This window comes from Caulobacter sp. ErkDOM-E (assembly GCF_048541895.1).
Lineage (GTDB): Bacteria > Pseudomonadota > Alphaproteobacteria > Caulobacterales > Caulobacteraceae > Caulobacter.
Window position 1 is genome coordinate 1,573,677 of record NZ_CP183331.1, and the last position, 23,372, is coordinate 1,597,048.

A 23,372-nucleotide genomic window follows, 5' to 3' on the forward strand; every position below is an offset into this window, starting at 1 on the left:
TGCCCCCGCCAGGTCAGGCCACGAGGCGGTGATCAACCGGCTGGTGCGCCTCGGACTCGAACAGATCATAGGCGTCTTCCCAGGCCGCCAGACGCGAGTCGCGACGCTCGGCGTCGTCGATGACCCGGATGATCTGGTCCTCGCGATCGTTCCACACCACGCCTAGATCGACGACCCGCTCGGCGTCACGGCCCAGCAGCAGGATGACATCGGCGCGGGCCGCGCGTTCATGGCTGATCCGCATCAGGGTGCGTCCGGCGCCCAGGTCGCGATGAATGTCTGCGAAGGCCAGCACGGCCGAGATCATCGGCGCATTGACGGGGGCGATGGCCCAGACGGGGCAGGCAAAGCGAGACATGAAGTCCTCCTTCGTTCGGACCGTCTCTGTTTGCACGTGCGGTGCGCCAGATTCGGTCGTATGGAGAACGTATGAGGCACGAAAAAGCTGCACGGCTCCTGGACCTGGCCCGCATGCTGGCGGGATCGAGCGAGGGCATGACCCTGGACGAGATGGCGCGCGCCCTGGATGTGGGTCGGCGCACGGCTGAGCGCATGCGCGATGCGGTCTGGGCCGCCTTTCCCCAGATGGAAGTGGTCGACGATCCGCCGACCCGGCGATTCCGCATTCCCGCCGGTCTGGACGGCCTGTTCCAGACGCCCACGGCCGAGGAGCTGGCGGCGCTGCGGACGGCGGCTGATTCCTACAAGGCGTCGGGCGCCGACGGCCGTGCCGCCTCGCTGTTCGCCCTGGAGCGCAAGCTGCTGTCGGCCCTGCGCGGCGCGGCGCGTCGCAAGGTCGCCCCCGATGTCGAGGCCCTGGTCCAGGCCGAGACCATCGCCATCCATGCCGGACCCCGGCCCTATGAAGACGAGGCCGCCCTGGCGGCCATCCGCACGGCGATCAAGGGGCTGAGCGCGCTGTCGTTCCGCTATGACGGCGGCAGCACCCCGGGCCGCACCCGTGAGGTGACTCCCCTGGGCATCCTGTTCGCCCGCAGCAACTATCTGGTGGCCCTTGAGGGCGAGGACATGCGCCCGCGTTCCTGGCGGCTGGACAAGATGAAGGCCCTGAAGGTGCTGGACCGGCCGGCCCCGCCGCCGGAGGACTTCTCGCTGCAGGCCTTCGCCGACGAGAGCTTCGGCATCTATCATGGGGCGGTCGAGGATGTAGTGCTGCGCATCCGGCCCGACCGGGCCGAGGATGCGATGCGCTGGCGTTTCCACTCCACCCAGACCGTGCGGCCCGAGCCGGACGGCTCGGTCACGGTGGCCTTCCGCGCGGCGGGCATGCTGGAGCTGGCCTGGCACCTGTTCACCTGGGGCGACGGCGTGGAGATCGTCTCGCCGCCAGGCCTGCGCCAGTTGATGGTCGAGGAACTGCGACGGGCCATGGCGGTGCATGATACAGCCAGCGCCGCTTCCGGGAGCCCGCGTCAGACATGAACTATCGCCACGCCTATCACGCCGGAAACTTCGCCGACCTGCAGAAGCACGCGATCCTGCTGGCGGTGCTGGAGGCGCTGAAGGCGCGGTCGCCCAGCCTGTCGGTGATCGACACCCATGCGGGGGCCGGGGGCTACGACCTGAGCGGCGAGATGGCGCGGCGGTCGGGCGAGGCCGACGCCGGGATCTTCCGCCTGCTGCAGGAGGCCGACGCGCCGGCGGTGTTCGCCCCGCTGATCGCGGCCGTGCGGGCCATGAACGGCGGCCGGGATGGGCCGCTCTATCCCGGCTCGCCGCTGCTGATCGCCGGGGCCCTGCGCCGTGAGGATCGCTACACCGCCTGCGAACTTCGCGACGACGATTTCGACCTGCTGCGCCGCTCGCTGGCGCCCTACGCCTTCGCCCAGGCGTCCAAGGCCGACGGCTACGAGACCGCCGCGGCTCGGGCAGGCCGAGGAGGGCGGGCCTTCATCCTGATCGATCCGCCGTTCGAGCGCCCGGACGACTATGCCCGCATTGTCGAGGTGACGCGCCAGGCGCTGCAGCGCGATCCCGCCGCCGTGCTGGCGATCTGGACGCCGCTAAAGGACCTGGAAACCTTCGACGCCTTTGTCCGCGGGCTAGAAACCGTCACGAATGACGCGCTAGTGGCCGAGGTCAGACTTCGCCCCTTGCTGGATCCGATGAAGATGAACGGCAGCACCATGGTCCTGGTCGGGGCTCCGCCCGAGGTCGAGCCCGCCGTGCGCACGGCCACCGAGTGGATCGTCCGCAATCTGGGCCAGGCCGGCGGCGCGGCCAGGGTCTGGCGGACCAGCGCGTGAGCGGATCCGCGCCGAGCTTCAGCGAGGCGCTGGGGGTTTGGCTGAAGATCGGCTGCCTGGGCTTTGGCGGCCCCGCCGGTCAGATCGCCCTGCTACACAAGACCGTCGTCGAGGAAAAGGGCTGGGTCGACGAGGCCCGGTTCGCCCATGCCCTGAGCTTCTGCATGCTGCTGCCAGGCCCCGAGGCCCAGCAACTGGCCGTCTGGCTCGGCTGGCGGCTGCATGGCGTGCGCGGCGGGGTGGCGGCGGGGTTGCTGTTTGTGCTGCCAGGGCTGGCCATCATGCTGGGCCTGTCGGCGCTGTATGTCGTGTACGGACGATCGGAATGGGCCGGGCCCGTGCTGCTGGGCCTGAAGGCGGCCGTGGTGGCGTTGGTGGCCCAGGCCCTGCTGCGCATCGGCGGCCGAACGATCCGTGACCGCGCCGGAATGGCGATCGCCGTCTCCGCCTTTGCCCTGCTGAGCTTTACGGTTTTGCCGTTCCCGCTGCTGATCCTTGCGGCGGGCGCGATCGGGTGGGGACTGGGCGGCGGCGCGATCGCGCCGGGCGCGTCAGAGGAGGTTGTCGCGCGCGGCGGAACGCTGCGGACCGTGATGATCTGGCTGGCCGTGTGGCTGACGCCGGTCGCGGCGGCCCTGGCCATCGCGCCAGACTCCGTGGTGGCGCGGATGGGGGGCATCTTCAGCGGTCTGGCGGTGGTCAGTTTCGGCGGCGCCTATGCGGCCCTGGCCTATCTGGGCCAGGCGGCCGCCGCTTTCGGCTGGCTCACCCCGGTCCAGATGCTGGACGGCCTGGGCCTGGCCGAGACGACCCCGGGGCCGCTGGTGCTGGTCTTCGTCTTCGTCGGCTTTGTCGGCGCCTATCAGGCGGCCGCGCCGGAATGGGCCTGGATCGCCGGTCTGGCCGGCGGCCTGATGGCGGCCTGGGCGACCTTCGCGCCGTCATTCCTCTGGATCTTCGCCGGCGGGCCCTTCGTCGAGCGCCTGCGCGGACATCCGCGTCCGGCGCGCGCCCTGGCCATGGTTTCTGCGGCCGCCGTCGGGGTCATTGGTCAACTGGCGGTGTGGTTTGCCACGCATCTGCTGTTTCGCACCGGCGGAGCGCTGGCCTGGGGCCCGTTGAAGGCTTCCATTCCTGACCCCGCCAGCCTGGATATTGTCGCCCTGGGCATGACAGCCCTGGCTCTGGGTCTGACCTTCGCCCTGCGCCTGCCGGTGCTGGCCCTGGTGGCGGTGATGATGGCCACGGGGCTGGCCCTGAAAGTCTCCGGACTGGCTTGACCTAACGGCAACATTTTCGCACTTGCGAACGCCAGAACTGTGTTATGTTGCATTGCACAAAAATCGCGGTTGCCGGAGCGCGCGCCATGGTTTCCAACCTGTCTTTCTTTCCTGAGTTCAAGGCCGAGCGGGGCGACCCCGAAACGGCGCCACACGTGATGATCGGCGCGGCCTCGCCGCTGTGGCTGATGTTCGGCGGCGCGGCCGCTGCGGGCGCCGCCTGGTGGTGGTGGGCGTCGCGCTGGCGCGAGGCCGTCAATGTCGAGGCGCTCAGCGCCCTGGCGCCGGAACCCCTGGCGCCGCCCGCGGCCGAGTGGGTCGAGCCGATCGCCGATCCCGTCGTCGAACCCGCGCTGGACCTGGCCACCGAGGTCCTTCTCCAGCCGGTCGAGCTTGCCGCAGAAGCGACGGTCGAGACTCTCGAGGCCGTCGAAGCCGCTGGCGAGCTGGCGGCCGAGGCGCTCATTGAAATCGCCGAGACCATCGTTCCTGAGCCCGTCGCGCCTGTCGCCATGCTCGAACCGGCGGCAGACGTCGAGGCGGTGGCTGTCGAGGCTGCGGTCGCGGCTCCGATCGAAACCGCCAAGTTGCTCGCCGACGACCTGACCCGCGTGGTCGGGATCGGTCCCAAGCTGGCGGCGTCGCTGAGCGAACTGGGCGTGACCAGCTTCAGCCAGATGGCCGCCTGGACCGCCGAAGACATCCAGTCGATCGACCAGTTGCTCAATCTCAAGGGCCGGGTCGACCGCGACGCCTGGGTCGCCCAGGCCAAGCGTTTCGCCGGCGCCGCGACCGAGGCCTGAGGCCCCGGTCGCTGTCCTTAGGGTCGTAACCGGGGGTCAGCGGCTCGGGCCGATGCCCCCGGGGCCGCACTCGGTGTTGAGGTATTTTTCGATCTCGACGAGCTGGGTCTCGAGCATGGCCGGTTCCATGGTGACGAAGCCGTGGCCCATGTCCTTGATCTCAAGATAGCGGTGCGGCTTGCCCGCCGCCTTCAGCGCATCGACGAACTTGCGGGACTGTTTGACATCGACGTTGGTGTCGCGATCGCCGTGATAGATGAATAGCGGGATCTGGGCCGTCTTGGCCTGCTCCAGGGCGTCCAGGCCCCGGATGGTCGGGTTCTGGAACTCGCGCTGGAGCCGGTTGTCAAAGGTGGCCTGTTTGATGCTGGCCAGGTCTCCGGCCCCTGCGCCTGAAATGGCGCACTGATACAGGCCGTTGGGTCGGATGGCGGCTGCCAGGGCCGCATAGCCGCCATAGGAATAGCCGAACATGGCGACCGCGTCGGGCGCGGCGATTTTCTGGTCGATCAGCCATTTGACGCCGTCGTCCTTGTCGTCCTGCATCTTCTGGCCCCACTCGCCGTCGCCGGCGCGCCACAGCTTCTGACCCCAGCCCTCCGAGCCGCGGAACTGCGGCTGCAGCACGGCGTAGCCGCGGCTGGCGAAATACTGAACCCAGCCGGCGGTGTCCCATTCCAGGTTGTCGCGCGCCCAGGGACCGCCATGCGGCTCGATCAGGGTGGGGTAGGGGCCAGGACCGAACTGGCCGGCCGGCGGCGTGGTCAGGAAGGCCGGGATCATCAGGCCGTCGCGGGCCGCATACTGCACCAGCCGCGTCGCGCCCAGCGAGGCGGTGTCCAGGTCAGGGCGAACCTTGCCGAGCAGTTGCAGAGTGCCGGACGCGTTGAGCAGGTAGTACTCGCCCGGATTGCCGGGACCGGACTTCTCGACGATGAAATGCTTCAGGTCTTCTGACCAGTCGGTGATCATCGCGTCGGCGCCGTCGGTCACGGGCAGGCGCGTCGCCGCTCCGGTGGCGGGATCAACCCAGTTCATGGCGATGGTCTTCACGCCCAGCGCCGTCCGCAGGCCCTTGTTGAGCGCAGCCAGGGTCTCGTCGGTCCAGTAGATGCTGTTGGTCGGACCTGCATAGCTGAAGCCCAGCACCCGGCCATAGTCCCTGACGGCGCTGGATGTGATCACGCCGCCGGCGTCGAACAGCTTGTGCTCAAGCAGCGGCTCGACGATCTGGCGGGCCTTGATGTCGTAGACATACAGACCGGCCTTGTCGCGGCCCCGGCTGGACGAAATGTAGATGATGTTGGGATCTTCGGTGAAGCCGACGATCGAGACCGGTTCACGGTCCTTGGCGTACCAGCGGAAGTGCTCTGACCACTCGCCATTGGTCGGATCGCGAATCCACTGGGCGATATAGACCGCACCCTTGTCGTAGTTCAGTTCCTGGCGCGTCCGGATCTCGCCCTTGAGATCCAGATCGAAGCCGAAGAAGCGATCCGAGCCGCGCATCAGGCGCTCGGTCTCGCCGGAGTAAATGTCGACTTTAACGATGTCGCCCCGCGTGTTGATCCGCGCGTCTTCGACCACGACGTGGCGCGGATCGGCGGGCAGGGTGTCGATCAGGGTCGCATCGTCGAACTTGGCCAGATAGGCCTCGAGCTCAGACTTGGCCCGCGTGTCCGGCAACAGGGTCGTCCACGACTTGCCCTCCAGATCCGACACGTACTGCCGCGTCAGGTGGCCCTTGTCATTGCCCTGGGTGAAGGTCTGGATCGTCCGCACCAGCAGGCGGTCATTCTTCAGGAAGCTGACGCCGAGGATGCGGACCTTGGCGGCCGAGATAACCGCCGGCGGCTTGTCCAGCGCGTCGGTGGCCCAGACTGAGATCGTCGGGCTCTGGCCCGCAGGCGAGGTCAGGGCCACGATGTGCTTGCCGTCGCGCGAGATCTGCACGTTGCTGATGGCCGGCGGGTCGGAGAAGACCTTGGCGGGCAGGGGCGCGGCGTGGAGCGCCGGGGCTGTCAGCCCCAGCAGACTGGCGACGGTCGCGATGAGCAGGCGTGGAACGAATCTCACAGGGGGCTCCAGGGCGGAAGGGTGAGTCGCGGCCGAGGTGCGGCTTGCGACCAGAACTCTACAATAGCGATCAGGAGAATCTGGCCAAGCCGTCAGATGGCGCCCCCGGGCGCCTAGTGAGCCGGCAAGTGCGTGCCGAATGTCACACCGTGTCGAAATTGCGTCGGCAATGCGACGTATAAGTTGCGGTGGGCGCCCGGAAAAGTTCATTTCTAGATGTGGCCAAGTCTTGCTCGCTTAGGGTGAGTGCTCTTCAAAACTCGCCACATTCTGCGAAATCACGGAGGCCGTATCTGTCATGTCCAATCATCGTAAGCATCTTCTAGCCTCCACGGTTATCGCCGGGCTGGCCGCCAGTGTCATGTCACCGACGATCGCCCTGGCTCAAGCCGCCGCGCCGCTGACCACCACCGACGAAAAGCCCCCCGAGGCGACCGAAGTCGAAGCCCTGATCGTCACCGGCTCGCGCATCAAGCGCAGCGAGTTCAACAGCCCCGATCCGATCCAGGTGATCAGCGCCGAGCAAGGCAAGCTGAAGGGCATCTCGACCGCCGCCGGCCTGCTGCAGACCTCGACGATCGCCTCGGGCTCGCCGCAGGTGACCTCCGCCATTTCCAGCGCCTTCGTCACTGACGGCGGCCCCGGCGCTGAAACCGTCTCGCTGCGCGGCCTGGGCGCCAACCGCACCCTGGTGCTGATCAACGGCCGCCGCACCGGCCCGGCCGGCGTGCGCGGCGGCGTGTCCGCCGTCGACCTGAACGTCATCCCGGTCTCCGCCATCGAGCGCGTCGACATCCTGAAGGACGGCGCCTCGTCGATCTACGGCTCCGACGCCGTGGCCGGTGTGGTCAACATCATCACCAAGCGCGACACCGACGGCTTCGAGATCGACGCCTTCGTCAGCCAGCCCCAGGACAAGGGCGGCGAGCAGTCGCGCGGCAGCATCAGCTGGGGCAAGACCTTTGATCGCGGCTTCCTGAACGTCTCTTACGACTATTCGAAGACCGCCGAGCAGCGCGTGGGCGACCGCAGCTACACCAACTGCGGCCGGCAATACATCACCGACTCCAGCGGCAAGCGGAAGGACACCATCGATCCCCGCACCGGCTCGGCCCAGTGCCGCGACCTGCTGTATGATCAGATCTGGCTCTACGACTTCAACTTCTCCGGTCTCGATGGCAAGCTGCAGTACGACTATGACGGCAAGCTGGGCGGCCTGATCCCCCGCGTGCCGCCGGGCCAGGCGGCCAACTATCCGGGCGCGCCCGCCGGCTTCTACACCGTCGGCTATAGCGATGATCCCCAGGCCGCCGACAACGGCGTTCTGGACTACAACAGCCCGTTCAACCTTGATTCCTCGCTGGTGCCGCGCAACGAGCGCTCGACCGTCTATGCCCAGGGCGCGTTCGACATCAACGACAGCGTCGAAGTCTATGGCGAATTGCTGCTGAACCGCCGCGCCACCAAGAGCAATGGCTATCGCCAGTTCTGGAGCTACTTCTACACCGGCGACATCGACCCGTTCAGCGCCGGCTTCACCGGTGACTTCATCCTGTCGCCGACCCCGGTCACCAATCGCAACCGAGACGGCCAGCGCGTTGACTATCAACGCTATGTCGGCGGTCTGCGCGGCGATTTCGGCAAGATCGATTTCCTGAAGGGCTGGGACTGGGACATCTTCAGCCAGTACAGCCACTCCAAGGGCGTCTATTCACGTGACGTGATCCTGAAGGACGCTGTCGATATCGGCGCCTTCCGCAGCGGCTCCTGCGTCGGCCAGGTCACGCCGATCAGCAAGAAGGCCTGCGTGGACGTCAGCTGGGTCACACCGGACTTCCTGGCCGGCAAGTACACGGCCGCCGAAGAAGGCTTCCTGTTCGACAATGAAGCCGGCGAGACCATCTACAAGCAACTGGTCATCGAAGGTTCGACCTCGGGCTCGCTGTTCAAGCTGCCGGCCGGTGACGTGGGCGCCGCCTTCGGCTTCCACTACCGTAAGGACTCGATCAGCGACACGCCTGGCGCCGTCACCCTGGCCGGCAATGTGTGGGGTTCCTCCACGGCCGGCATCACCAAGGGCGACGACCTGGCCCGCGAATTCTTCGGCGAACTGAGCATTCCGCTGCTGAAGGGCCTGCCCTTCGCCGAGAATGTCGCACTGTCGCTGTCGGGTCGCCACACCAAGGTCAACAGCTATGGCGAGGACGACACCTACAAGATCGGCCTGAACTGGCAGATCGTGCCGTCGCTGCGCGTGCGGGCCACCAAGGGCACCTCGTTCCGCGCCCCGGCGTTGTTCGAGCTGTACAAGAACGCCGAGACGAGCTTCGCGTCACAGCGCACGCTTGATCCCTGCATTCGCTGGGCGACCAACCTGGCCCAGGGCAACCTGCCGCAATACGTCGCCAACAACTGCGCCGCCGCCGGCATTCCGGGCACCCATTCGGGCGCCGGCTCGTCGGCCACCGTCACGGCGGGCGGCGGCAAGGGCGCTCTGGAGGCCGAAACCTCGAAGGCCGTCACCTATGGCGTGATCTGGACCCCCAGCTTCGCCGACCTGAACGTGGCCGTCGACTACTTCGAAATCGAGGTCAATGACGAGATCACCCAGCTCGGCGCCGCGCGCATCGTGTCGGGTTGCTATCGTTCGCTGTCCTTCCCGACCGATCCGCTTTGCAAGCTGTTTACTCGCACGCCGGGCTCGAACCTGATCAGCAAGGTCACGAACAACTATCTGAACATCGCCGAACAGGCCAACCGCGGCATCGACCTGACCGTTCGCTATGGTCAGGACCTGCCGTGGGACAGCAAGCTGACCGTCGACCTGCAGTCGACTTGGCAACTTGAGGACACCACGGCCCTGTTCGCCGGCACGACGATCGATGAGAACGGCTTCGTCGAGAATCCGGACTGGACCGGCCAGCTGAACTTCCGCCTGACCAAGGGCGACTGGACGGGTTTCTGGGGCATCGACATGATCGGCAAGGCGTCTGACGCCGAAGACTATGCCGACAAGAACACGGCGGGGACCACCTTCTACAAGATCCACACCGAGTTCACGGCCTATCACAGCCTCTCGCTGCAGAAGAAGTTCGACGACTGGTCGATCCTCGGCGGCGTGGCCAATGTGTTCAACGAAGAGCCCCCGGCAGTGTCACGCGCGCAGGGCAACTACAGCACGGTCGGCGCTTCGGTTCTGGCCTCGCAGTACGACTACTACGGCCGCCGCCTGTTCCTGAACATCACGGCGCGCTTCTAGTCTTAGCGGATTGGACTAACATGACGGCGGCGGGGCAACCCGCCGCCGTTTTTGTATCGCTGTCCGTGTTTGGAGCCTGCTCGCGTGAACGCCATTATCCGGGGCAAGCCCGACAATCTCGATGAGATCGGCCTGCGCTTCGACCGCGCTGCGCTGACGGCGCCGGTCTATCTGAACAGCGTGCCCAAGGCCGGCACCCACCTGATCCGCAACATCCTGCGGATGTTCGTGGCCCCCGAGCAGCACTGGCGGCGCGAATACATCCAGCACGCCATCCTGCGGCAGTTCGGACCCGAGGCGTTCTCAAAGGCCAAGCCGATGATCAGCTGGGGGCACATGCTGTTCTCGGACGAGTCGGCCATCGCCCTGCGCGACGTGCGCCACATCGTGCTGGTGCGCGATCCCTATGACTGGGTGCTGGCCCGGGCGCGGTTCTATCTGTCGGACGAGTTTCAGGGAAACCTGAACCATATCAAGGGCGGCGCGGCATCTCCTGAGGATGTCATGATGATGATGATCATGGGCGCGCACGGAAAGGTGCCGGACCTGAAGGACATCTTCGCCCTCAACGCCGTGGCGTGGATGGGCTCCAGCGCTGTCGTCGTGCGCTACGAAGACATCATCGACAGCCTCAACGACCTCGGCTCAAGGCGGGCGGAAGCCTTTTTCGCGCAACTGCTGGCCGATTGCGGCCTGGAGCTGCCGGCGGACTGGCGCGACCGGGTCGAGGCCGGCGCCGACCGCCGCGAGAGCCGCACCGCCAGCGAAAACCTCAATGTGACGGCGGAGCTGCCCAAGGTCTTGTCCGAGGTCCACAAGCGCGTGGTCGACTTCCATGCGCCAGGTCTCAGGGCGCTGCTCGGCTACGCTTGAGGCCTGGCCTGTGGCGGGCGCCGAAACCGGCGTCCACTGCGTCGGAAAATGCTCTAGAGAACGACCGCCGTCCCCGACACCGAGACCATCATCATCGAGCCGTTCGGCCCGACGGTATTGTAGTCGAGATCGACGCCCACGATGGCGTTGGCGCCCAGCTTCTCGGCTTCCTTGACCAGGTTCTTCAGGGCGTCCTCGCGAGCGCGGGCCAGGACCCGTTCGTAGGACTTGGAATGGCCGCCGATGAAGTCGCGGATCGCCGCCATCAGATCCAGCACCACATTGGCGCCCAGGATCGACTGGGCGTAGATCGCGCCCTTGTAGTCCTGAACCGGCCGGCCTTCGATGAAGGGCGTGGTCGAGATCAGCATGGATAAACCCCTGTGCGACGCACGCGCCAACGTCCTTAACTTAGGCGTAAACATCGCCCTTCGCGAGGGGCTCCCCCACAAAGCGTCACTTTCTGACGCCATTCTCCCGCGAGGCGGGAATCTGGCGTTCTGCCACTTCCTGCGCGCCGATGGTTAAGGCAGATTGACCCCAGTTTTTGCTCCCGGAGTTTTCCTGGTGATCTTCGCCAAGTCGCATCTCGACCTGCACAACATCCGAAGCAACGTCGAGCGGGTAAAGAAGCTGTCGGACAACGTCGTCGGCGTCGGGCCGCTGGGCGTGGGCTTGGACGGCCTGCTGACCTGGATCCCCGGCGCGGGCGAGCTCTACAGCCTGGGCGCGGGCGGCCTGATCATCATGGACGCCGTGCGGGCGCGAGCCTCACCGATGATCGTCATCCAGATCGTCGCCATCATTCTGATCGATACGGTGGCCGGCTCGCTGCCGGTAGCGGGCAAGGTCGCCGACCTGCTGTTCACCGGCCACAAGTGGTCGGCCGACATGCTGACCAAGCACATGGACGACACCATCTATTTCGAAGGCACCCGCAAGGAGGTCCAGGGCACGGCGGAATATCGCGACCTGCTGGCCCGTATCCAGGCCGGCAAGGAAAAGCGCCGCGTCGTCTTCCTCGGCTAAGCGTCGACAACCATAGAGCAGGCAAGGCGTTGATCAGAGCATGACCGTTGAAGCCGCCCCCTATTCCGACAGCCGTCGCTCGCGCGCTCATCGCGCCTGGAGATCGGCTGAGACCATCAAGGGGCTGTCCGATCGCCTGATCGGCATCGGCCCCTTCGGTCTGGGCCTGGATGGCGTGCTGTCCTGGGTGCCCGTTGTCGGGCCGCTCTACAGCATGGGGGCCGGTGGTCTGCTGCTGATCCACGGCATATCGGGCGGGGCTTCCTTCATCACCTTGGCGCGGATGGCGGCCTATATCGCCATGGACACCGCTACCGACGTGGTGCCGATCGCGGGCTCGGTGGTGGACATGATGTTCCCCGGCCACCTGATGGCCGCCAAGGCCCTGCAGAAGGACATCGAGGCGCGCCATGGCCTGCCCGATGATGCGGCGCTGAAGCGCGCCCCCAAGAAGCGCGCCAAGGCGGGGAAGCGCTGATCAGCGGATTGCGGGCAGATCAGCCAGGCAGAGCGTCAGCTGCGGAAAGACCAGTGAGGTGACGGTTTCGCGCGCCGAATACTGCGTAACGTCGCGATAGAGGCCGCCATCAAGCGTGCGATGCACGATGATCGTGGCGGCGTTGACATCAACCACCCAATAGTCGCGCACGCCATGCTGGGCATACAGTTCGGCCTTGAAGGCCAGGTCGTACTTGACCGTCGACTGCGCGACTTCGATCACAAGGCCAACATTGGCCCCGCCGACAGAGGTCAGGGGAAGCTGCGCGTCGTAGAGATAGAGGTCGGGATCGGGCGCATTGGTCGGGGAAAGCCGCAGCGTCGAGTCAACGATCACTTGCACAGTATCGCCGGCCGCCAGCATCAGGCGCTTGGCGATCTGCATCTTCGCCCAGGTATGCGGCGCGCCTTCCGAGGCCATCTCAACCAGCGCTCCATCCACCAGTTCGACGCGGGCGCCTTCGCCGAGAATTCCGGCTTCCTGCATGCGCAGAACATCGTCCAGCGTGAAACGATGCTGCTGCGAGGTCTCCAGCGCTCTGGCCAGGGCGTTCATTCGCCCAGCATACCACAGGGAGACAAGGCCGCTAAGCCGCCGCCCCCTGGGTATAGCCCAGCTGCACATTGAGCTTTTCCAGCACCTCGATGGCCGCCTCGGCGATCACCGTGCCGGGCGGAAAGATGCTGGCGGCGCCGGCGTCGAGCAGGGCCTGGAAGTCCTGGGGCGGGATCACGCCGCCGACCACCACCACCATGTCCTCGCGCCCGAGCCTGGCCAGTTCGGCCTTCAGCTCCGGCACCAGGGTCAGGTGACCCGCCGCCAGGGATGAGGCGCCCACCACATGGACGCCGGCCGCGATGGCGGCCTCGGCGGCCTCACCCGGGGTCTGGAACAGCGGACCGATCTCGACCTTGAAACCCAGGTCGGAGAAGGCGCTGGCGATCACTTTCTGACCGCGGTCGTGGCCGTCCTGGCCCATCTTGGCGACCATGATGCGGGGAGGGCCGCCATCGGCCTCCTTGAAGGCGGCGACCATGGCGCGGGCGCGGGCGGCCTTGGGATCGGCGCCGGCCTCCTTGCCATAGACGCCCTGGATGGTCTGGATCACGGCGCGGTGGCGGCCAAAGACGTTTTCCATCGCCAGGCTGATCTCGCCGACCGTGGCCTTGGCCCGGGCGGCGTCGACGGCCAGGGCCAGCAGGTTGCCAGTCCCGCGCGCGCCGTCTTCCAGCGCCTGCAGCGCCGCCGCCGTGGCGGCCGGATCGCGCTCGGCCTTCAGGCGGGCCAGCTTTTCCAGCTGCTGGGTGCGGACCGAGCTGTTGTCCACCTTCAGCATCGGGATCACGTCCTCGACCTCGGGCTTGTAGCGATTGACCCCCACCACGCTCTGGCGATTGGCGTCGATGCGGGCTTGGGTCTTGGCGGCGGCCTCCTCGATGCGCAGCTTGGGCAGGCCGCGTTCGATGGCCTTGGCCATGCCGCCGGCCGCCTCGACCTCTTCGATATGGGCCAGAGCCTTCTGGGCCAGGTCATAGGTCAGGCGCTCGACATAGTAGCTGCCGCCCCACGGGTCGGCGACGCGGGTCGTGCCGCTCTCCATCTGCAGGAACAGCTGGGTGTTGCGGGCGATGCGGGCCGAGAAGTCGGTGGGCAGGGCCAGGGCTTCGTCCAGGGCGTTGGTGTGCAGGCTCTGGGTCTGACCGTTGACGGCGGCCATGGCCTCGACGCAGGTGCGCGAGACGTTGTTGAACACGTCCTGCGCCGCCAGCGACCAGCCCGAAGTCTGGCTGTGGGTGCGCAGGGAGAGGCTGCGGTCGTCCTTGGGATCGAACTCGCGCTTCATCAGCCGGGCCCACAGCAGGCGGGCCGCGCGCATTTTCGCGACCTCCATGAAGTAGTTCATGCCGATGGCCCAGAAGAAGCTTAGGCGCGGGGCGAACACGTCGATGCTCATGCCGGCCGCGACGCCGGCCCGGGCATATTCGATGCCGTCGGCCAGGGTATAGGCCAGCTCCAGGTCGGCCGTCGCGCCGGCCTCCTGCATGTGATAGCCGCTGATCGAGATCGAATTGAACTTCGGCATATTGGTCGAAGTATATGAAAAGATGTCGGAAATGATCCGCATCGAAGGTGCGGGCGGATAGATGTAGGTGTTGCGCACCATGAATTCTTTGAGGATGTCGTTCTGGATCGTCCCCGACAGCTTGTCGGGCGAAACGCCCTGTTCCTCGGCCGCGACGATATAGAGCGCCAGGATCGGCAGCACCGCGCCGTTCATGGTCATCGACACGCTCATCTTGTCGAGCGGGATGCCCGAGAAGAGGGTGCGCATGTCGAGGATCGAGTCGATGGCGACGCCCGCCATGCCGACATCGCCCTTCACCCGCTCGTGGTCGGAGTCATAGCCGCGGTGGGTGGCCAGGTCGAAGGCCACCGACAGGCCCATCTGACCGGCCGCCAGGTTGCGCCGGTAGAAAGCGTTGGAGTCTTCGGCCGTCGAGAAGCCGGCATACTGCCGCACCGTCCACGGATTGGTGACGTACATGGTCGGGTAGGGGCCGCGCACGAACGGCGCGACGCCGGGATAGCCGCCCGTAAAGTCCAGGCCTTCGACATCAGCGGCGGTGAAGGCCGGGGCGACATCGACGCCTTCGGGCGTGTTCCAGACGGCGCCTTCAGGCGCGGCGGCAGTGGCGACCTCGGCGAAGTCGATCGTCGTGAAGTCAGGGAACTTGGTCATGGTTCAGGCTCCCTCAAAGGCGGCGGCGAAGCGGATGGGCGTCAGGGCGGGGCAGGTGGAGTCCGGCCCCGGCAGCCTGGGATCTGGACCCTCCACGGCGAAGGCGGACGGATCGACGGTCTCGACCTCGGCGGGCTTGTCCTCGGCGTTGGGGAACACCGTGACGCCCAGGATCTTGCGGCTCTTGTCGGCGAAGGCGGCTTGCTGCCCGGCGCAGGTGGCGGCGACGGCGTCGGCGATCAGGCCGGCTTCCAGCGCCTTGACGATCCCGCCGGCGCCCTCGATGGCCTGGAAGCTGGTCCAGGCGGCGCGGGCGATCTGGTCGGTCAGGCTGTCGAGATACCACGAGCCGCCGGACGGATCGGCGACGCGGCCCAGATTGCTCTCCTCCATCAACACCAGCTGGGTGTTGCGGGCCTGGCGGCGGGCGAAGGTGGTGGGCAGGCCGATGGCGTCGGTGAAGGCGCCCAGCACCACCACATCAGCCCCGCCGACCGCTCCGGCGAAACCGGCCGAGGTCAGGCGCAGCAGGTTGGTCCAGGCGTCCCTGGTCGTCAGCATGCGGCCTGAGGATCGCGCCTCGATGGTCGCTGGAAGGTTGACGCCGCAGGCCTGGGTCAGGCGCGCCCACAGGGCGCGGGCGGCGCGAACCTTGGCGATGCCGGTGAAATACTCGCCGTCCAGGCTGACGCCCAGCACGATGCGGCCGAAGGCCTCGTCCATCGACAGGCCCGAGCGGACCAGGGCCTTGGCATAGGCCAGGGCGCTGGCGGTCATCAGGGCCAGTTCCTCGACGTTGGAGCCGCCGGCCTCGTGCGCGGCGCGCCCCGTGGCCAGGAACAGGCTGGCCCGGGCATAGGTCGTCGCTAGCCGCGCGCCCACCGTGGCGGCGTTGAAGATGTGGCTCTCGATCGGGCCGGGACTGGTCCCCGCTTCCGCAAAGGCGGTCAGCGGGTCCATGTGGAAGGCCATCGGCGCATTGGGGGCGGCCTTGGCCACGGCGCCCAGCCAGTCGGCGGCCTTGGGACCCAGCCAGCCGGCGTCCAGCGCCACGGGGGCCAGATCGATCAGCACGCCCGTCAGCGCCTTGGCCATGTCGTCGGCTGAGCCGATGGCAATGCCCCTGGCGCCGGCCGGATCGACGGCCAGCAGCACCGAGGCCGCGCCGTTCTGCAGATCGACCAGGATATCGCTGGCCGCCCGCTCGGGATCGGCATGCGCGGCGCGCATCCGCAGGTCCCACGGCCGGTCGGCGTCGCGGGCGCGCAGGTCGCGGGCGACAATCACGCCGTCCCTGGCCGTGTAGAGCGGCTGAATCGTCAGGCCGTCGGGCGTGTTGACGGTCAGGGCCTCGTCAAAGCTCTGACCCTTCAGGGTTTTCTCGACCAGGGCCGTCCAGCGCGCCCGGACGGTGTCGTCCGGAGCGGCGAAATCGTCGGCCAAAAGCGTCACGGCCTGGGTCAAAGCGTCTCTCTCCTGCAGTGCAGCATTCTTTTCTTTTCGACGGTGATGCGCCCCTGCCGCTAGGGCCGTCAAGTCTTGCGCCCGCCCCAAACAAGCGTTTAAGCTAAACGCTGTTTACATGCGCGGCGCCCAACGCCGCCTCCTAGGGGAGCCGATTTTTATGGCCTTGCCGCCCGTTCTTCGTGACCGTCTTCGCCTGCCGGTCATCGCCTCGCCGCTGTTCATCATCAGCAATCCCGATCTGGTGATCGCCCAGTGCAAGGCCGGCATCGTCGGTTCCTTCCCGTCGCTGAACGCTCGCCCGATCTCGCAGCTGGACGAGTGGCTGCACCGCATCACCGAGGAACTGGCCGCCTACGACCGCGCCCACCCCGAGGCGCCGTCGGCCCCGTTCGCGGTCAACCAGATCGTTCACCGGACCAACAACCGGCTCGAGGAGGACGTCGAGCTGTGCGTGAAATACAAGGCCCCGCTGGTGATCACCTCGCTGGGCGCGCGTGAGGATCTGAACGCCGCGATTCACTCGTACGGCGGCATCACCATGCACGACGTCATCAATGACAAGCATGCCCACAAGGCCATCGAAAAGGGCGCTGATGGTCTGATCCCGGTCGCGGCCGGCGCGGGCGGCCACGCCGGCACCCTGTCGCCCTTCGCCCTGATCCAGGAAATCCGCCAGTGGTTCGACGGGCCGGTGGCGCTGTCGGGTTCAATCGCCTGCGGCCGCTCGATCCTGGCCGCCCAGGCCATGGGCGCGGATCTGGCCTATATCGGCTCGGCCTTCATCGCGACCCAGGAAGCCAATGCGGCCCAGGGCTACAAGGACATGATCGTCGAGAGCCACGCCGACGACATCCTCTATTCCAACCTGTTCACCGGCGTGCATGGCAACTATCTGCGCCCCTCGGTGGTCAAGGCGGGCATGGATCCGGAAAACCTGCCGGTCAGCGATCCGTCGGCCATGAACTTCGGTTCGGGCGGCAACCAGGAAGCCAAGGCCTGGCGCGATATCTGGGGCTGCGGCCAGGGCATCGGCGCCATCGACGCGGTGCTGACCGCCGGCGAACTCGTCGCCAAGTTCTCGGAAGAGTACGAGCAGGCCAAGGCCGAACTGGCCGCCAAGACCGCCCTCACATCGGGCAAACATCTGGCCTTCGCGGCCGAGTAGCGACACGCTGGAGCGGGGACGGGGACGGGGATCGACCAAGGTCGGTCCCCGGCTCTGTCAGCGGGGTGATCCTAGAGGCGAGTTCAACGCCTTGAAGGACCTCCGATGTTCGACGAAACCACCCCGCGCCTGGGCCTGCCCTATGTGGTCGCCGCCCAGGCCCAGAAGCATATCCCCATCAATGAAAGCCTCGCCCGGCTGGACGGTCTGGTCCAGCTGGCGGTCGAGAGCCGCGTCGTCGCGGCGCAGCCGGTCAGCCCTGTCGCCGGCGGTGTCTGGATCCTGCCGGCCAGCGCGACGGGCACAGCCTGGGCGGGGCAGCCTGCCGGGACGCTGATGCGCTTCGAGGCCGGCGCCTGGGAGGCCGTCGTCCTGGCCGAAGGGGTGCTGGCCTGGGTCAAGGACGAGAACCAGATGGTCGCCTTCGATGGCGCGACCTGGGCGCCCCTGTCGGCCAGCTTCAAGAGCCTGACCGCCGCCGCTTCGCCGGGGCAGGCCAGTACCCGGCTGGAAATCCGCGAGGAGGAGACGACGCTTTCGGGGGCGGCCACCTCGACAGCCATCGTGATCCCGGCGCGGGCCATCGTGCTGGCGGTCTCGACGCGTACGACGGTCGCGGTGACGGGGGCGAGCGCCTACAGCTGCGGGGTTTCGGGCGACGCGTCCAAGTTCGGCGGTTCGCTGGGCGTGGCCAAGAACGCCAGCAATGTCGGGGTGATCGGTCCGACGGCCTATTACGCCGACACGCCCGTGCTGCTGACCTCGGCGGGCGGCAGCTTCACCGGCGGCAAGGTGCGGGTGGCGGTGCACCTGCTGAGATTTGATGCGCCTGCGGCGGTGTGATTCCTTCTCCCTATGGAAGAAGGGTCTTTATTGACGACCCAGCTTTCCCCCGCTAAACGCCCCTCACCTTTGGGGAGTAGCCGCCTGCACCTATCAGCAGGCCCCGCCGTCAACACACTTGGTTTCTTCTCCGACTTGAGGGGATCCATGGCGCGGGGAGGGAAGCGATGATCCGCTTCCATGGCGAGACCAATGGCGCCGACAACCTCCCGGGCTGGGTGGGCTGTCGACGCTATTGGCATGCGCCCGGCCCGGAAGGTTTTTGCTCCCATGGAATCCCTGTTCGTCTCGACCCTGGTCGTGGCCATCGCCGAGATCGGCGACAAGACCCAGTTGCTGGCCATGATCCTGGCCACGCGCTTCAAGAAGCCCGTGCCGATCATCCTGGGCATTCTGGTCGCCACCCTGGCCAATCATGCCCTGGCGGCGACGGCGGGCTACTGGGTCTCCGACCTGCTGAGCGGCCAGTGGTTCAAGTGGGCCATCGCCGTGTCGTTCATCGCCATGGCCGCCTGGGCCCTGATCCCCGACAAGGCCGATGACGAAGAGGCCGGCGCCACCAGCCGCTACGGCGTGTTCCTGACCACCACCATCGCCTTCTTCCTGGTCGAGATGGGCGACAAGACCCAGATCGCCACCGTGGCCCTGGGCGCGCGCTTCCACAACATCGCCTGGGTCGCGGCCGGCACCACCCTAGGCATGATGATCGCCAACATCCCGGCGGTGTATCTGGGCGAGGCGGCGACCAAGATCGTGCCGCTGAAATATGTCCGCATCGGCGCGGCGGTGATCTTCCTGGGCCTGGGCGTCTGGGCGGCGGTCGAGGCGGCGGGGCTCTTCCGCTAGCCCCCCAACGCCGGTTAAGGGAAGGGCGTAGCAGGAGCCGCGCCCTTCCCATGACCTCCGACGATCAGAACCTGCGCGGCTGGGAGTTCTGGATCGATCGCGGGGGCACCTTCACCGACATCGTCGCGCGGCGGCCCGATGGGTCGCTGTTCACCCACAAGCTGCTGTCGGAGAACCCCGAGCAGTATGCCGACGCCGCCGTGGCGGGCGTGCGGGCCCTGCTGCCGGCCGGGGCGCGGATCGACGCGGTCAAGATGGGCACGACCGTGGCCACCAACGCCCTGCTGGAGCGTAAGGGCGAGCCGACCGTGCTGGCGATCACCGCCGGTCATGCCGACGCCCTGCGCATCGGCTATCAGGCCCGGCCAAAGCTGTTCGACCGCCATATCGTCAAGCCCGAAGCCCTGTACGACCGCGTCGTCGAGATCGATGAGCGCATCACCGTCGAGGGCGAGGTTCTGCGTCCGCTGGACGAGACTGCCGCGCGCCTTGGCCTGCAGGCCGCCTTCGACGCCGGTTTCCGGGCCGTGGCCATCGTTCTGCTGCACGGCTTCCGCTTCACCGACCATGAGGCCCGCGTCGCCGCCATAGCGCGCGAGCTCGGCTTCACTCAGGTTTCGGTCAGCCACGAGGTCAGCCCGCTGATGAAGCTGGTCGGACGCGGCGACACCACCGTGGTCGACGCCTATCTGTCGCCGATCCTGCGCCGCTATGTCGACCGGGTGGCGGGCGAGCTGGGCGCGGATGCGCGGCTGCTGTTCATGCAGTCGAACGGCGGCCTGACCGACGCGCGGGCCTTCCGGGGCAAGGACGCCATCCTGTCGGGTCCGGCCGGCGGCGTGGTCGGCATGGCGCGGACGGCGGCGCAGGCCGGCTTTGACCGCGTCATCGGCTTCGACATGGGCGGCACCTCGACCGATGTCTGCCACTATGCCGGCGATTACGAGCGGGCCTTCGAGACCGTGGTGGCCGGGGTGCGGATGCGCGCGCCGATGATGAACATCCACACGGTAGCGGCGGGCGGCGGCTCGATCTGCAGCTTCGACGGCGCGCGGCTGAGGGTGGGGCCGGCCTCGGCCGGGGCCGTGCCGGGACCGGCCGCCTATCGCCGGGGCGGGCCGCTGACCGTCACCGACTGCAACGTCATGCTGGGCAAGCTGCGACCCGAGTTCTTCCCGGCCGTGTTCGGTCCCAACGCCGACCAGCCGCTGGACGCACAGGCGGTGGCTACCGGCTTCGCCAGGCTGGCCGCCGAAATCCTGGCCGCGACCGGCGAGGCCATAAGCCCCGAAGCGATCGCCGAGGGCTTCCTGACCATCGCCGTCGAGAACATGGCCAAGGCCGTGCGGCAGATCTCGATCCAGCGCGGCTACGACGTCACCCGCTATGTGCTGGCCTGTTTCGGCGGCGCGGGCGGGCAGCACGCCTGCCTGGTGGCCGACGCCCTGGGCATGACCCGGGTGATGATCCACCCGTTCGCCGGGGTGCTCAGCGCCTATGGCATGGGCCTGGCCGACCTGCGCCTGATCCGCGAGGCGACGGTCGAGCGGCCGCTGGCCGAGGCGGCCGGCGATCTGGCTGAGCAGGCGAAGGCGCTCTCCGTCGAGGCCGAGGCCGCCTTGCGCGCCCAGGCCGTGCCGGTCGCATCGGTCGAGACCCTGGCGACCTTGCGCGTGAAGTACGCAGGGACCGACACCCCGCTGGTCGTGCCGCTGGCCGACCAAGCCGGCGTCCGCGCCGCTTTCGAAGAGATGCACCAGCGCCGCTTCGGCTTCACTTCGCCGACCACGGCCCTGGTGGTCGAGACCCTGTCGGTGGAGGCCATCGGCCATTCGGATGCCGGAGCGGCGCCGGATTTGGGACGCGGCGCCTCAGGCGAAGCTGTGGCCCTGACGATGGTCGACGTTCGCATGGCCGGCCAAGCAAGGCCGACGCCGGTGTTCGACCGCGAGGCCTTGGCTGTGGGGGCCGAGGTCAAGGGTCCGGCCATTATTCGCGAGGCCACCGGCACGACGGTGGTCGAACCCGGCTGGCGCGCCACGGTGGATGCGCATCTGAACCTGATCCTCGACCGCATCGAGGCCCTCCCAGCCCGCCGCGCCATCGGGACCAAGGCTGATCCGGTCATGCTGGAGGTGTTCAACAACCTGTTCATGGCCGTGGCCGAGGAGATGGGTTTCGCCCTGCAGAACACCGCCTATTCGGTCAATATCAAGGAGCGGCTCGACTTCTCCTGCGCCTTGTTCGATCGCGACGGTAACCTGATCGCCAACGCCCCGCACATGCCGGTGCACCTGGGTTCGATGGGCGACAGCGTGCGGGCCATCCGCGAGGCGCGGCAGAGCGATGGCCGCGGCATGAAGCCGGGCGACGTCTATATGCTCAACGCCCCCTACAAGGGCGGCACCCATCTGCCGGACGTGACCGTGGTCATGCCGGTGTTCGACGCGGCCGGAGCCCTGCTGTTCTATGTCGCCGCGCGCGGGCACCAGGGCGACATCGGCGGCATCACGCCGGGCTCGATGCCCCCCAACAGCCGCACGGTCGAGGAAGAGGGGGTGCTGATCGAGAACTTCCTGCTGGTTGAAGGCGGCCGGTTCCTGGAAGCGCAGACCCGCGCCCTGCTGGCCTCGGGCAAGTGGCCGGCCCGCAATCCCGACCAGAACATCGGCGACCTCAAGGCCCAGATCGCCGCCTGCGCGCGGGGCGCTGAAAGCCTGACCGGTCTCGTCGCCGAGTTCGGCCAGGCGACGGTCGAGGCCTATATGGCTCACGTGCAGGACAATGCCGAGGAGGCCGTCCGTCGGGTGTTGGCCACCTTGAACGACGGCGCCTTCGCCTATGAGCTGGACGACGGCAGCGTGGTGAAGGTGGCGATCACCGTGGATCGCCAGGCCCGCACGGCCCGGGTCGATTTCGCGGGCACCAGCGACCAGGTCCCGACCAATTTCAACGCCCCGGCCTCGATCTGCCGGGCGGCGGCGCTGTATGTGTTCCGCACGCTGGTGGATGACGAGATCCCGATGAACGACGGCTGCCTGCGACCGGTGCAACTGGTCATTCCCGAGGGCTCGATGCTGCGGCCGCGCTATCCGGCGGCGGTGGTGGCGGGCAATGTCGAGACCAGTCAGGTCGTGGTCGATGCGCTGTATGGAGCTCTCGGCGTCATGGCCGGCGCGCAGGGGACCATGAACAATTTCACCTTCGGCGACGAGCGCCGCCAGTACTACGAGACCATCTGCGGCGGCTCGGGCGCGGGCCCCGGTTTCGATGGGACCGACGCCGTCCAGACCCACATGACCAACAGCCGCCTGACCGATCCCGAGGTGTTGGAGACCCGCTATCCCGTGCTGGTCGAGGCGTTCTCGATCCGGCGCGGTTCGGGCGGCGCGGGCGCGCATCACGGCGGCGACGGGGTGGTGCGAAAGATCGCCTTCCGCGAACCGATGACCGCGACCCTGTTGTCCAACCGCCGCCGCGTGCCGCCGTTTGGGCTGGCGGGCGGGGGGGCAGGCGCCCTGGGCGCGGCGCGGGTCGAGCGGGCGGACGGAACGGTTCAGACCCTGGCGGCCACCGATCTGGTCGAGGTCGCGACGGGCGACGCCATCATCATCGAGACGCCGGGCGGCGGCGGCTGGGGCGCACCCTGATGCGGCTTGCGGTTCTGTTTGTCTGCCTGGGCAATATCTGTCGATCGCCCCTGGCCGAGGGCGCCTTTCGCGCCGAGGCCCAGGCCGTCGGGCTTGATGTTCTGGTCGATTCTGCCGGCACAGGGGGCTGGCATGTCGGTTCCGCGCCGGATGGGCGCGCCATTGCCGCCGCGCAGCGCCACGGCGTCGACATCAGCCGCCAGACCGCCCGCAAGGTCGAGGCCGACGACTTTCGGCGCTTCACCCACATCCTGGCCCTGGACCACGACAACCTGAAGAAGCTGCGCAGCCTTCGCCCTGTCGACGGGGAGGCGGAGCTGGGCCTGCTGCTGGACTATGCTGAAGGGCTCGAGGGCCGGGCGGTGGCCGATCCCTACTATGGCAAGGCGGCGGGGTTCGACGTGACCTGGCGCGAAGTGGCCCTGGCGGCGCGGGGCTTGGCGCAGTCGCTGGCGTCTCGGGGGGACTAGGCGACCACTCGCCCCCTCCTGACCGGTTGGCTTCGCCGCCCTTCGGGTCGCGGTCGTCCTCCCCATACGGGGGAGGAGCGCCTCAGGCGCGGAGGGGGGCAGTGA

19 protein-coding genes are annotated in these 23,372 nt (G+C 67.5%); 13 read left to right on the top strand and 6 right to left on the bottom strand.

The features are described from left to right. Nucleotides 1–13: 13 nt before the first annotated feature. Entirely contained in the window at nucleotides 14–358 is a 345-nt protein-coding gene (locus ACN2C7_RS07715) for a hypothetical protein (protein WP_419320894.1), read from the bottom strand. 71 nt (nucleotides 359–429) lie between these two features. On the opposite strand from ACN2C7_RS07715, the gene ACN2C7_RS07720 reads away from it, so the two are divergent. The 4 genes from ACN2C7_RS07720 to phaH all read left to right on the top strand — a co-directional run bounded on the left by ACN2C7_RS07720 (nucleotide 430) and on the right by phaH (nucleotide 4,350). Next, entirely contained in the window at nucleotides 430–1,443 is a 1,014-nt protein-coding gene (locus tag ACN2C7_RS07720; RefSeq protein WP_419320895.1) for a helix-turn-helix transcriptional regulator, read from the top strand. Continuing rightward, on the top strand, nucleotides 1,440–2,267 hold the full coding sequence (gene rlmJ / locus ACN2C7_RS07725) for a 23S rRNA (adenine(2030)-N(6))-methyltransferase RlmJ (RefSeq protein WP_419320896.1): 828 nt from the start codon (nucleotides 1,440–1,442) through the stop codon (nucleotides 2,265–2,267). The genes ACN2C7_RS07720 and rlmJ overlap by 4 nt, the downstream gene beginning before the upstream one ends. Next, nucleotides 2,264–3,547: a chromate efflux transporter gene (gene chrA, locus ACN2C7_RS07730; RefSeq protein ID WP_419320897.1), complete on the top strand. Its 1,284-nt coding sequence runs from the start codon at nucleotides 2,264–2,266 to the stop codon at nucleotides 3,545–3,547. The genes rlmJ and chrA overlap by 4 nt, the downstream gene beginning before the upstream one ends. 86 nt (nucleotides 3,548–3,633) lie before the next feature. After that, nucleotides 3,634–4,350: a phasin PhaH gene (gene phaH, locus ACN2C7_RS07735; protein WP_419320898.1), complete on the top strand. Its 717-nt coding sequence runs from the start codon at nucleotides 3,634–3,636 to the stop codon at nucleotides 4,348–4,350. 36 nt (nucleotides 4,351–4,386) lie between these two features. On the opposite strand, the gene ACN2C7_RS07740 is transcribed toward phaH, so the two are convergent. Beyond that, nucleotides 4,387–6,426: an alpha/beta hydrolase family protein gene (locus tag ACN2C7_RS07740; protein WP_419320899.1), complete on the bottom strand. Its 2,040-nt coding sequence runs from the start codon at nucleotides 6,424–6,426 to the stop codon at nucleotides 4,387–4,389. Between the two features lie 298 nt (nucleotides 6,427–6,724). Between ACN2C7_RS07740 and ACN2C7_RS07745 the strand changes: the two genes are divergently transcribed. Together ACN2C7_RS07745 and ACN2C7_RS07750 are read left to right on the top strand one after the other, a co-directional pair. Then, complete coding sequence (locus ACN2C7_RS07745; RefSeq protein WP_419320900.1) at nucleotides 6,725–9,685, top strand: TonB-dependent receptor domain-containing protein; 2,961 nt, start codon at nucleotides 6,725–6,727, stop codon at nucleotides 9,683–9,685. 84 nt (nucleotides 9,686–9,769) lie between these two features. Beyond that, the gene (locus ACN2C7_RS07750; protein WP_419320901.1) at nucleotides 9,770–10,558 is read left to right on the top strand and encodes a hypothetical protein; all 789 of its coding nucleotides are present in this window, start codon (nucleotides 9,770–9,772) and stop codon (nucleotides 10,556–10,558) included. Nucleotides 10,559–10,611: 53 nt separating this feature from the next. Here the strand turns inward: ACN2C7_RS07750 and ACN2C7_RS07755 are convergent, their stop codons facing one another. Further along, nucleotides 10,612–10,929: a heavy metal-binding domain-containing protein gene (locus tag ACN2C7_RS07755; protein WP_419320902.1), complete on the bottom strand. Its 318-nt coding sequence runs from the start codon at nucleotides 10,927–10,929 to the stop codon at nucleotides 10,612–10,614. A gap of 193 nt (nucleotides 10,930–11,122) precedes the next feature. Here ACN2C7_RS07755 and ACN2C7_RS07760 point away from each other — a divergent pair, with 193 nt between their 5' ends. Continuing rightward, a complete protein-coding gene (locus ACN2C7_RS07760) occupies nucleotides 11,123–11,587 on the top strand; it encodes a DUF4112 domain-containing protein (protein ID WP_419321432.1) in 465 nt (154 codons plus the stop codon). Between the two features lie 40 nt (nucleotides 11,588–11,627). After that, nucleotides 11,628–12,065, top strand: coding sequence for a DUF4112 domain-containing protein (locus ACN2C7_RS07765; protein ID WP_419320903.1), 438 nt, complete (start codon nucleotides 11,628–11,630; stop codon nucleotides 12,063–12,065). Here ACN2C7_RS07765 and ACN2C7_RS07770 read toward each other — a convergent pair whose 3' ends face one another. Genes ACN2C7_RS07770 through ACN2C7_RS07780 form a run of 3 tightly spaced genes read right to left on the bottom strand, consistent with a single transcriptional unit; the run spans nucleotide 12,066 to nucleotide 16,278 of the window. Next, nucleotides 12,066–12,641 (bottom strand): Uma2 family endonuclease, encoded by a 576-nt coding sequence (locus ACN2C7_RS07770; protein ID WP_419320905.1) that lies wholly within the window; start codon nucleotides 12,639–12,641, stop codon nucleotides 12,066–12,068. It abuts the gene before it with no gap. Nucleotides 12,642–12,672: 31 nt separating this feature from the next. Continuing rightward, nucleotides 12,673–14,826, bottom strand: a complete 2,154-nt coding sequence (gene scpA / locus ACN2C7_RS07775; protein WP_419320906.1) for a methylmalonyl-CoA mutase — start codon at nucleotides 14,824–14,826, stop codon at nucleotides 12,673–12,675. Between the two features lie 3 nt (nucleotides 14,827–14,829). Further along, a complete protein-coding gene (locus tag ACN2C7_RS07780) occupies nucleotides 14,830–16,278 on the bottom strand; it encodes a methylmalonyl-CoA mutase subunit beta (protein WP_419321433.1) in 1,449 nt (482 codons plus the stop codon). A gap of 172 nt (nucleotides 16,279–16,450) precedes the next feature. Here ACN2C7_RS07780 and ACN2C7_RS07785 point away from each other — a divergent pair, with 172 nt between their 5' ends. The 5 genes from ACN2C7_RS07785 to ACN2C7_RS07805 all read left to right on the top strand — a co-directional run bounded on the left by ACN2C7_RS07785 (nucleotide 16,451) and on the right by ACN2C7_RS07805 (nucleotide 23,267). Beyond that, the gene (locus ACN2C7_RS07785; protein ID WP_419320907.1) at nucleotides 16,451–17,458 is read left to right on the top strand and encodes an NAD(P)H-dependent flavin oxidoreductase; all 1,008 of its coding nucleotides are present in this window, start codon (nucleotides 16,451–16,453) and stop codon (nucleotides 17,456–17,458) included. 105 nt (nucleotides 17,459–17,563) lie between these two features. Then, nucleotides 17,564–18,301 (top strand): DUF2793 domain-containing protein, encoded by a 738-nt coding sequence (locus ACN2C7_RS07790; RefSeq protein ID WP_419320908.1) that lies wholly within the window; start codon nucleotides 17,564–17,566, stop codon nucleotides 18,299–18,301. 270 nt (nucleotides 18,302–18,571) lie between these two features. Continuing rightward, nucleotides 18,572–19,147 (top strand): TMEM165/GDT1 family protein, encoded by a 576-nt coding sequence (locus ACN2C7_RS07795; RefSeq protein ID WP_419320910.1) that lies wholly within the window; start codon nucleotides 18,572–18,574, stop codon nucleotides 19,145–19,147. A 50-nt stretch (nucleotides 19,148–19,197) separates the two neighbouring features. Further along, on the top strand, nucleotides 19,198–22,797 hold the full coding sequence (locus ACN2C7_RS07800; protein ID WP_419320911.1) for a hydantoinase B/oxoprolinase family protein: 3,600 nt from the start codon (nucleotides 19,198–19,200) through the stop codon (nucleotides 22,795–22,797). Then, nucleotides 22,797–23,267 (top strand): low molecular weight protein-tyrosine-phosphatase, encoded by a 471-nt coding sequence (locus tag ACN2C7_RS07805; protein ID WP_419320912.1) that lies wholly within the window; start codon nucleotides 22,797–22,799, stop codon nucleotides 23,265–23,267. Before ACN2C7_RS07800 ends, ACN2C7_RS07805 begins: the two co-directional genes overlap by 1 nt. Nucleotides 23,268–23,372 lie beyond the last annotated feature (105 nt).

Excerpts from the sequence above, each read along its gene's own strand:
- ACN2C7_RS07715 (WP_419320894.1), bottom strand. The coding sequence starts at position 358 with ATGTCTCGCTTTGCCTGCCCCGTCTGGGCCATCGCCCCCGTCAATGCG.
- ACN2C7_RS07720 (WP_419320895.1), top strand. The coding sequence starts at position 430 with ATGAGGCACGAAAAAGCTGCACGGCTCCTGGACCTGGCCCGCATGCTG.
- rlmJ (WP_419320896.1), top strand. The coding sequence starts at position 1,440 with ATGAACTATCGCCACGCCTATCACGCCGGAAACTTCGCCGACCTGCAG.
- phaH (WP_419320898.1), top strand. The coding sequence starts at position 3,634 with ATGGTTTCCAACCTGTCTTTCTTTCCTGAGTTCAAGGCCGAGCGGGGC.
- ACN2C7_RS07745 (WP_419320900.1), top strand. The coding sequence starts at position 6,725 with ATGTCCAATCATCGTAAGCATCTTCTAGCCTCCACGGTTATCGCCGGG.
- ACN2C7_RS07755 (WP_419320902.1), bottom strand. The coding sequence starts at position 10,929 with ATGCTGATCTCGACCACGCCCTTCATCGAAGGCCGGCCGGTTCAGGAC.
- ACN2C7_RS07765 (WP_419320903.1), top strand. The coding sequence starts at position 11,628 with ATGACCGTTGAAGCCGCCCCCTATTCCGACAGCCGTCGCTCGCGCGCT.
- ACN2C7_RS07770 (WP_419320905.1), bottom strand. The coding sequence starts at position 12,641 with ATGAACGCCCTGGCCAGAGCGCTGGAGACCTCGCAGCAGCATCGTTTC.
- scpA (WP_419320906.1), bottom strand. The coding sequence starts at position 14,826 with ATGACCAAGTTCCCTGACTTCACGACGATCGACTTCGCCGAGGTCGCC.
- ACN2C7_RS07785 (WP_419320907.1), top strand. The coding sequence starts at position 16,451 with ATGGCCTTGCCGCCCGTTCTTCGTGACCGTCTTCGCCTGCCGGTCATC.
- ACN2C7_RS07790 (WP_419320908.1), top strand. The coding sequence starts at position 17,564 with ATGTTCGACGAAACCACCCCGCGCCTGGGCCTGCCCTATGTGGTCGCC.
- ACN2C7_RS07795 (WP_419320910.1), top strand. The coding sequence starts at position 18,572 with ATGGAATCCCTGTTCGTCTCGACCCTGGTCGTGGCCATCGCCGAGATC.
- ACN2C7_RS07800 (WP_419320911.1), top strand. The coding sequence starts at position 19,198 with ATGACCTCCGACGATCAGAACCTGCGCGGCTGGGAGTTCTGGATCGAT.
- ACN2C7_RS07805 (WP_419320912.1), top strand. The coding sequence starts at position 22,797 with ATGCGGCTTGCGGTTCTGTTTGTCTGCCTGGGCAATATCTGTCGATCG.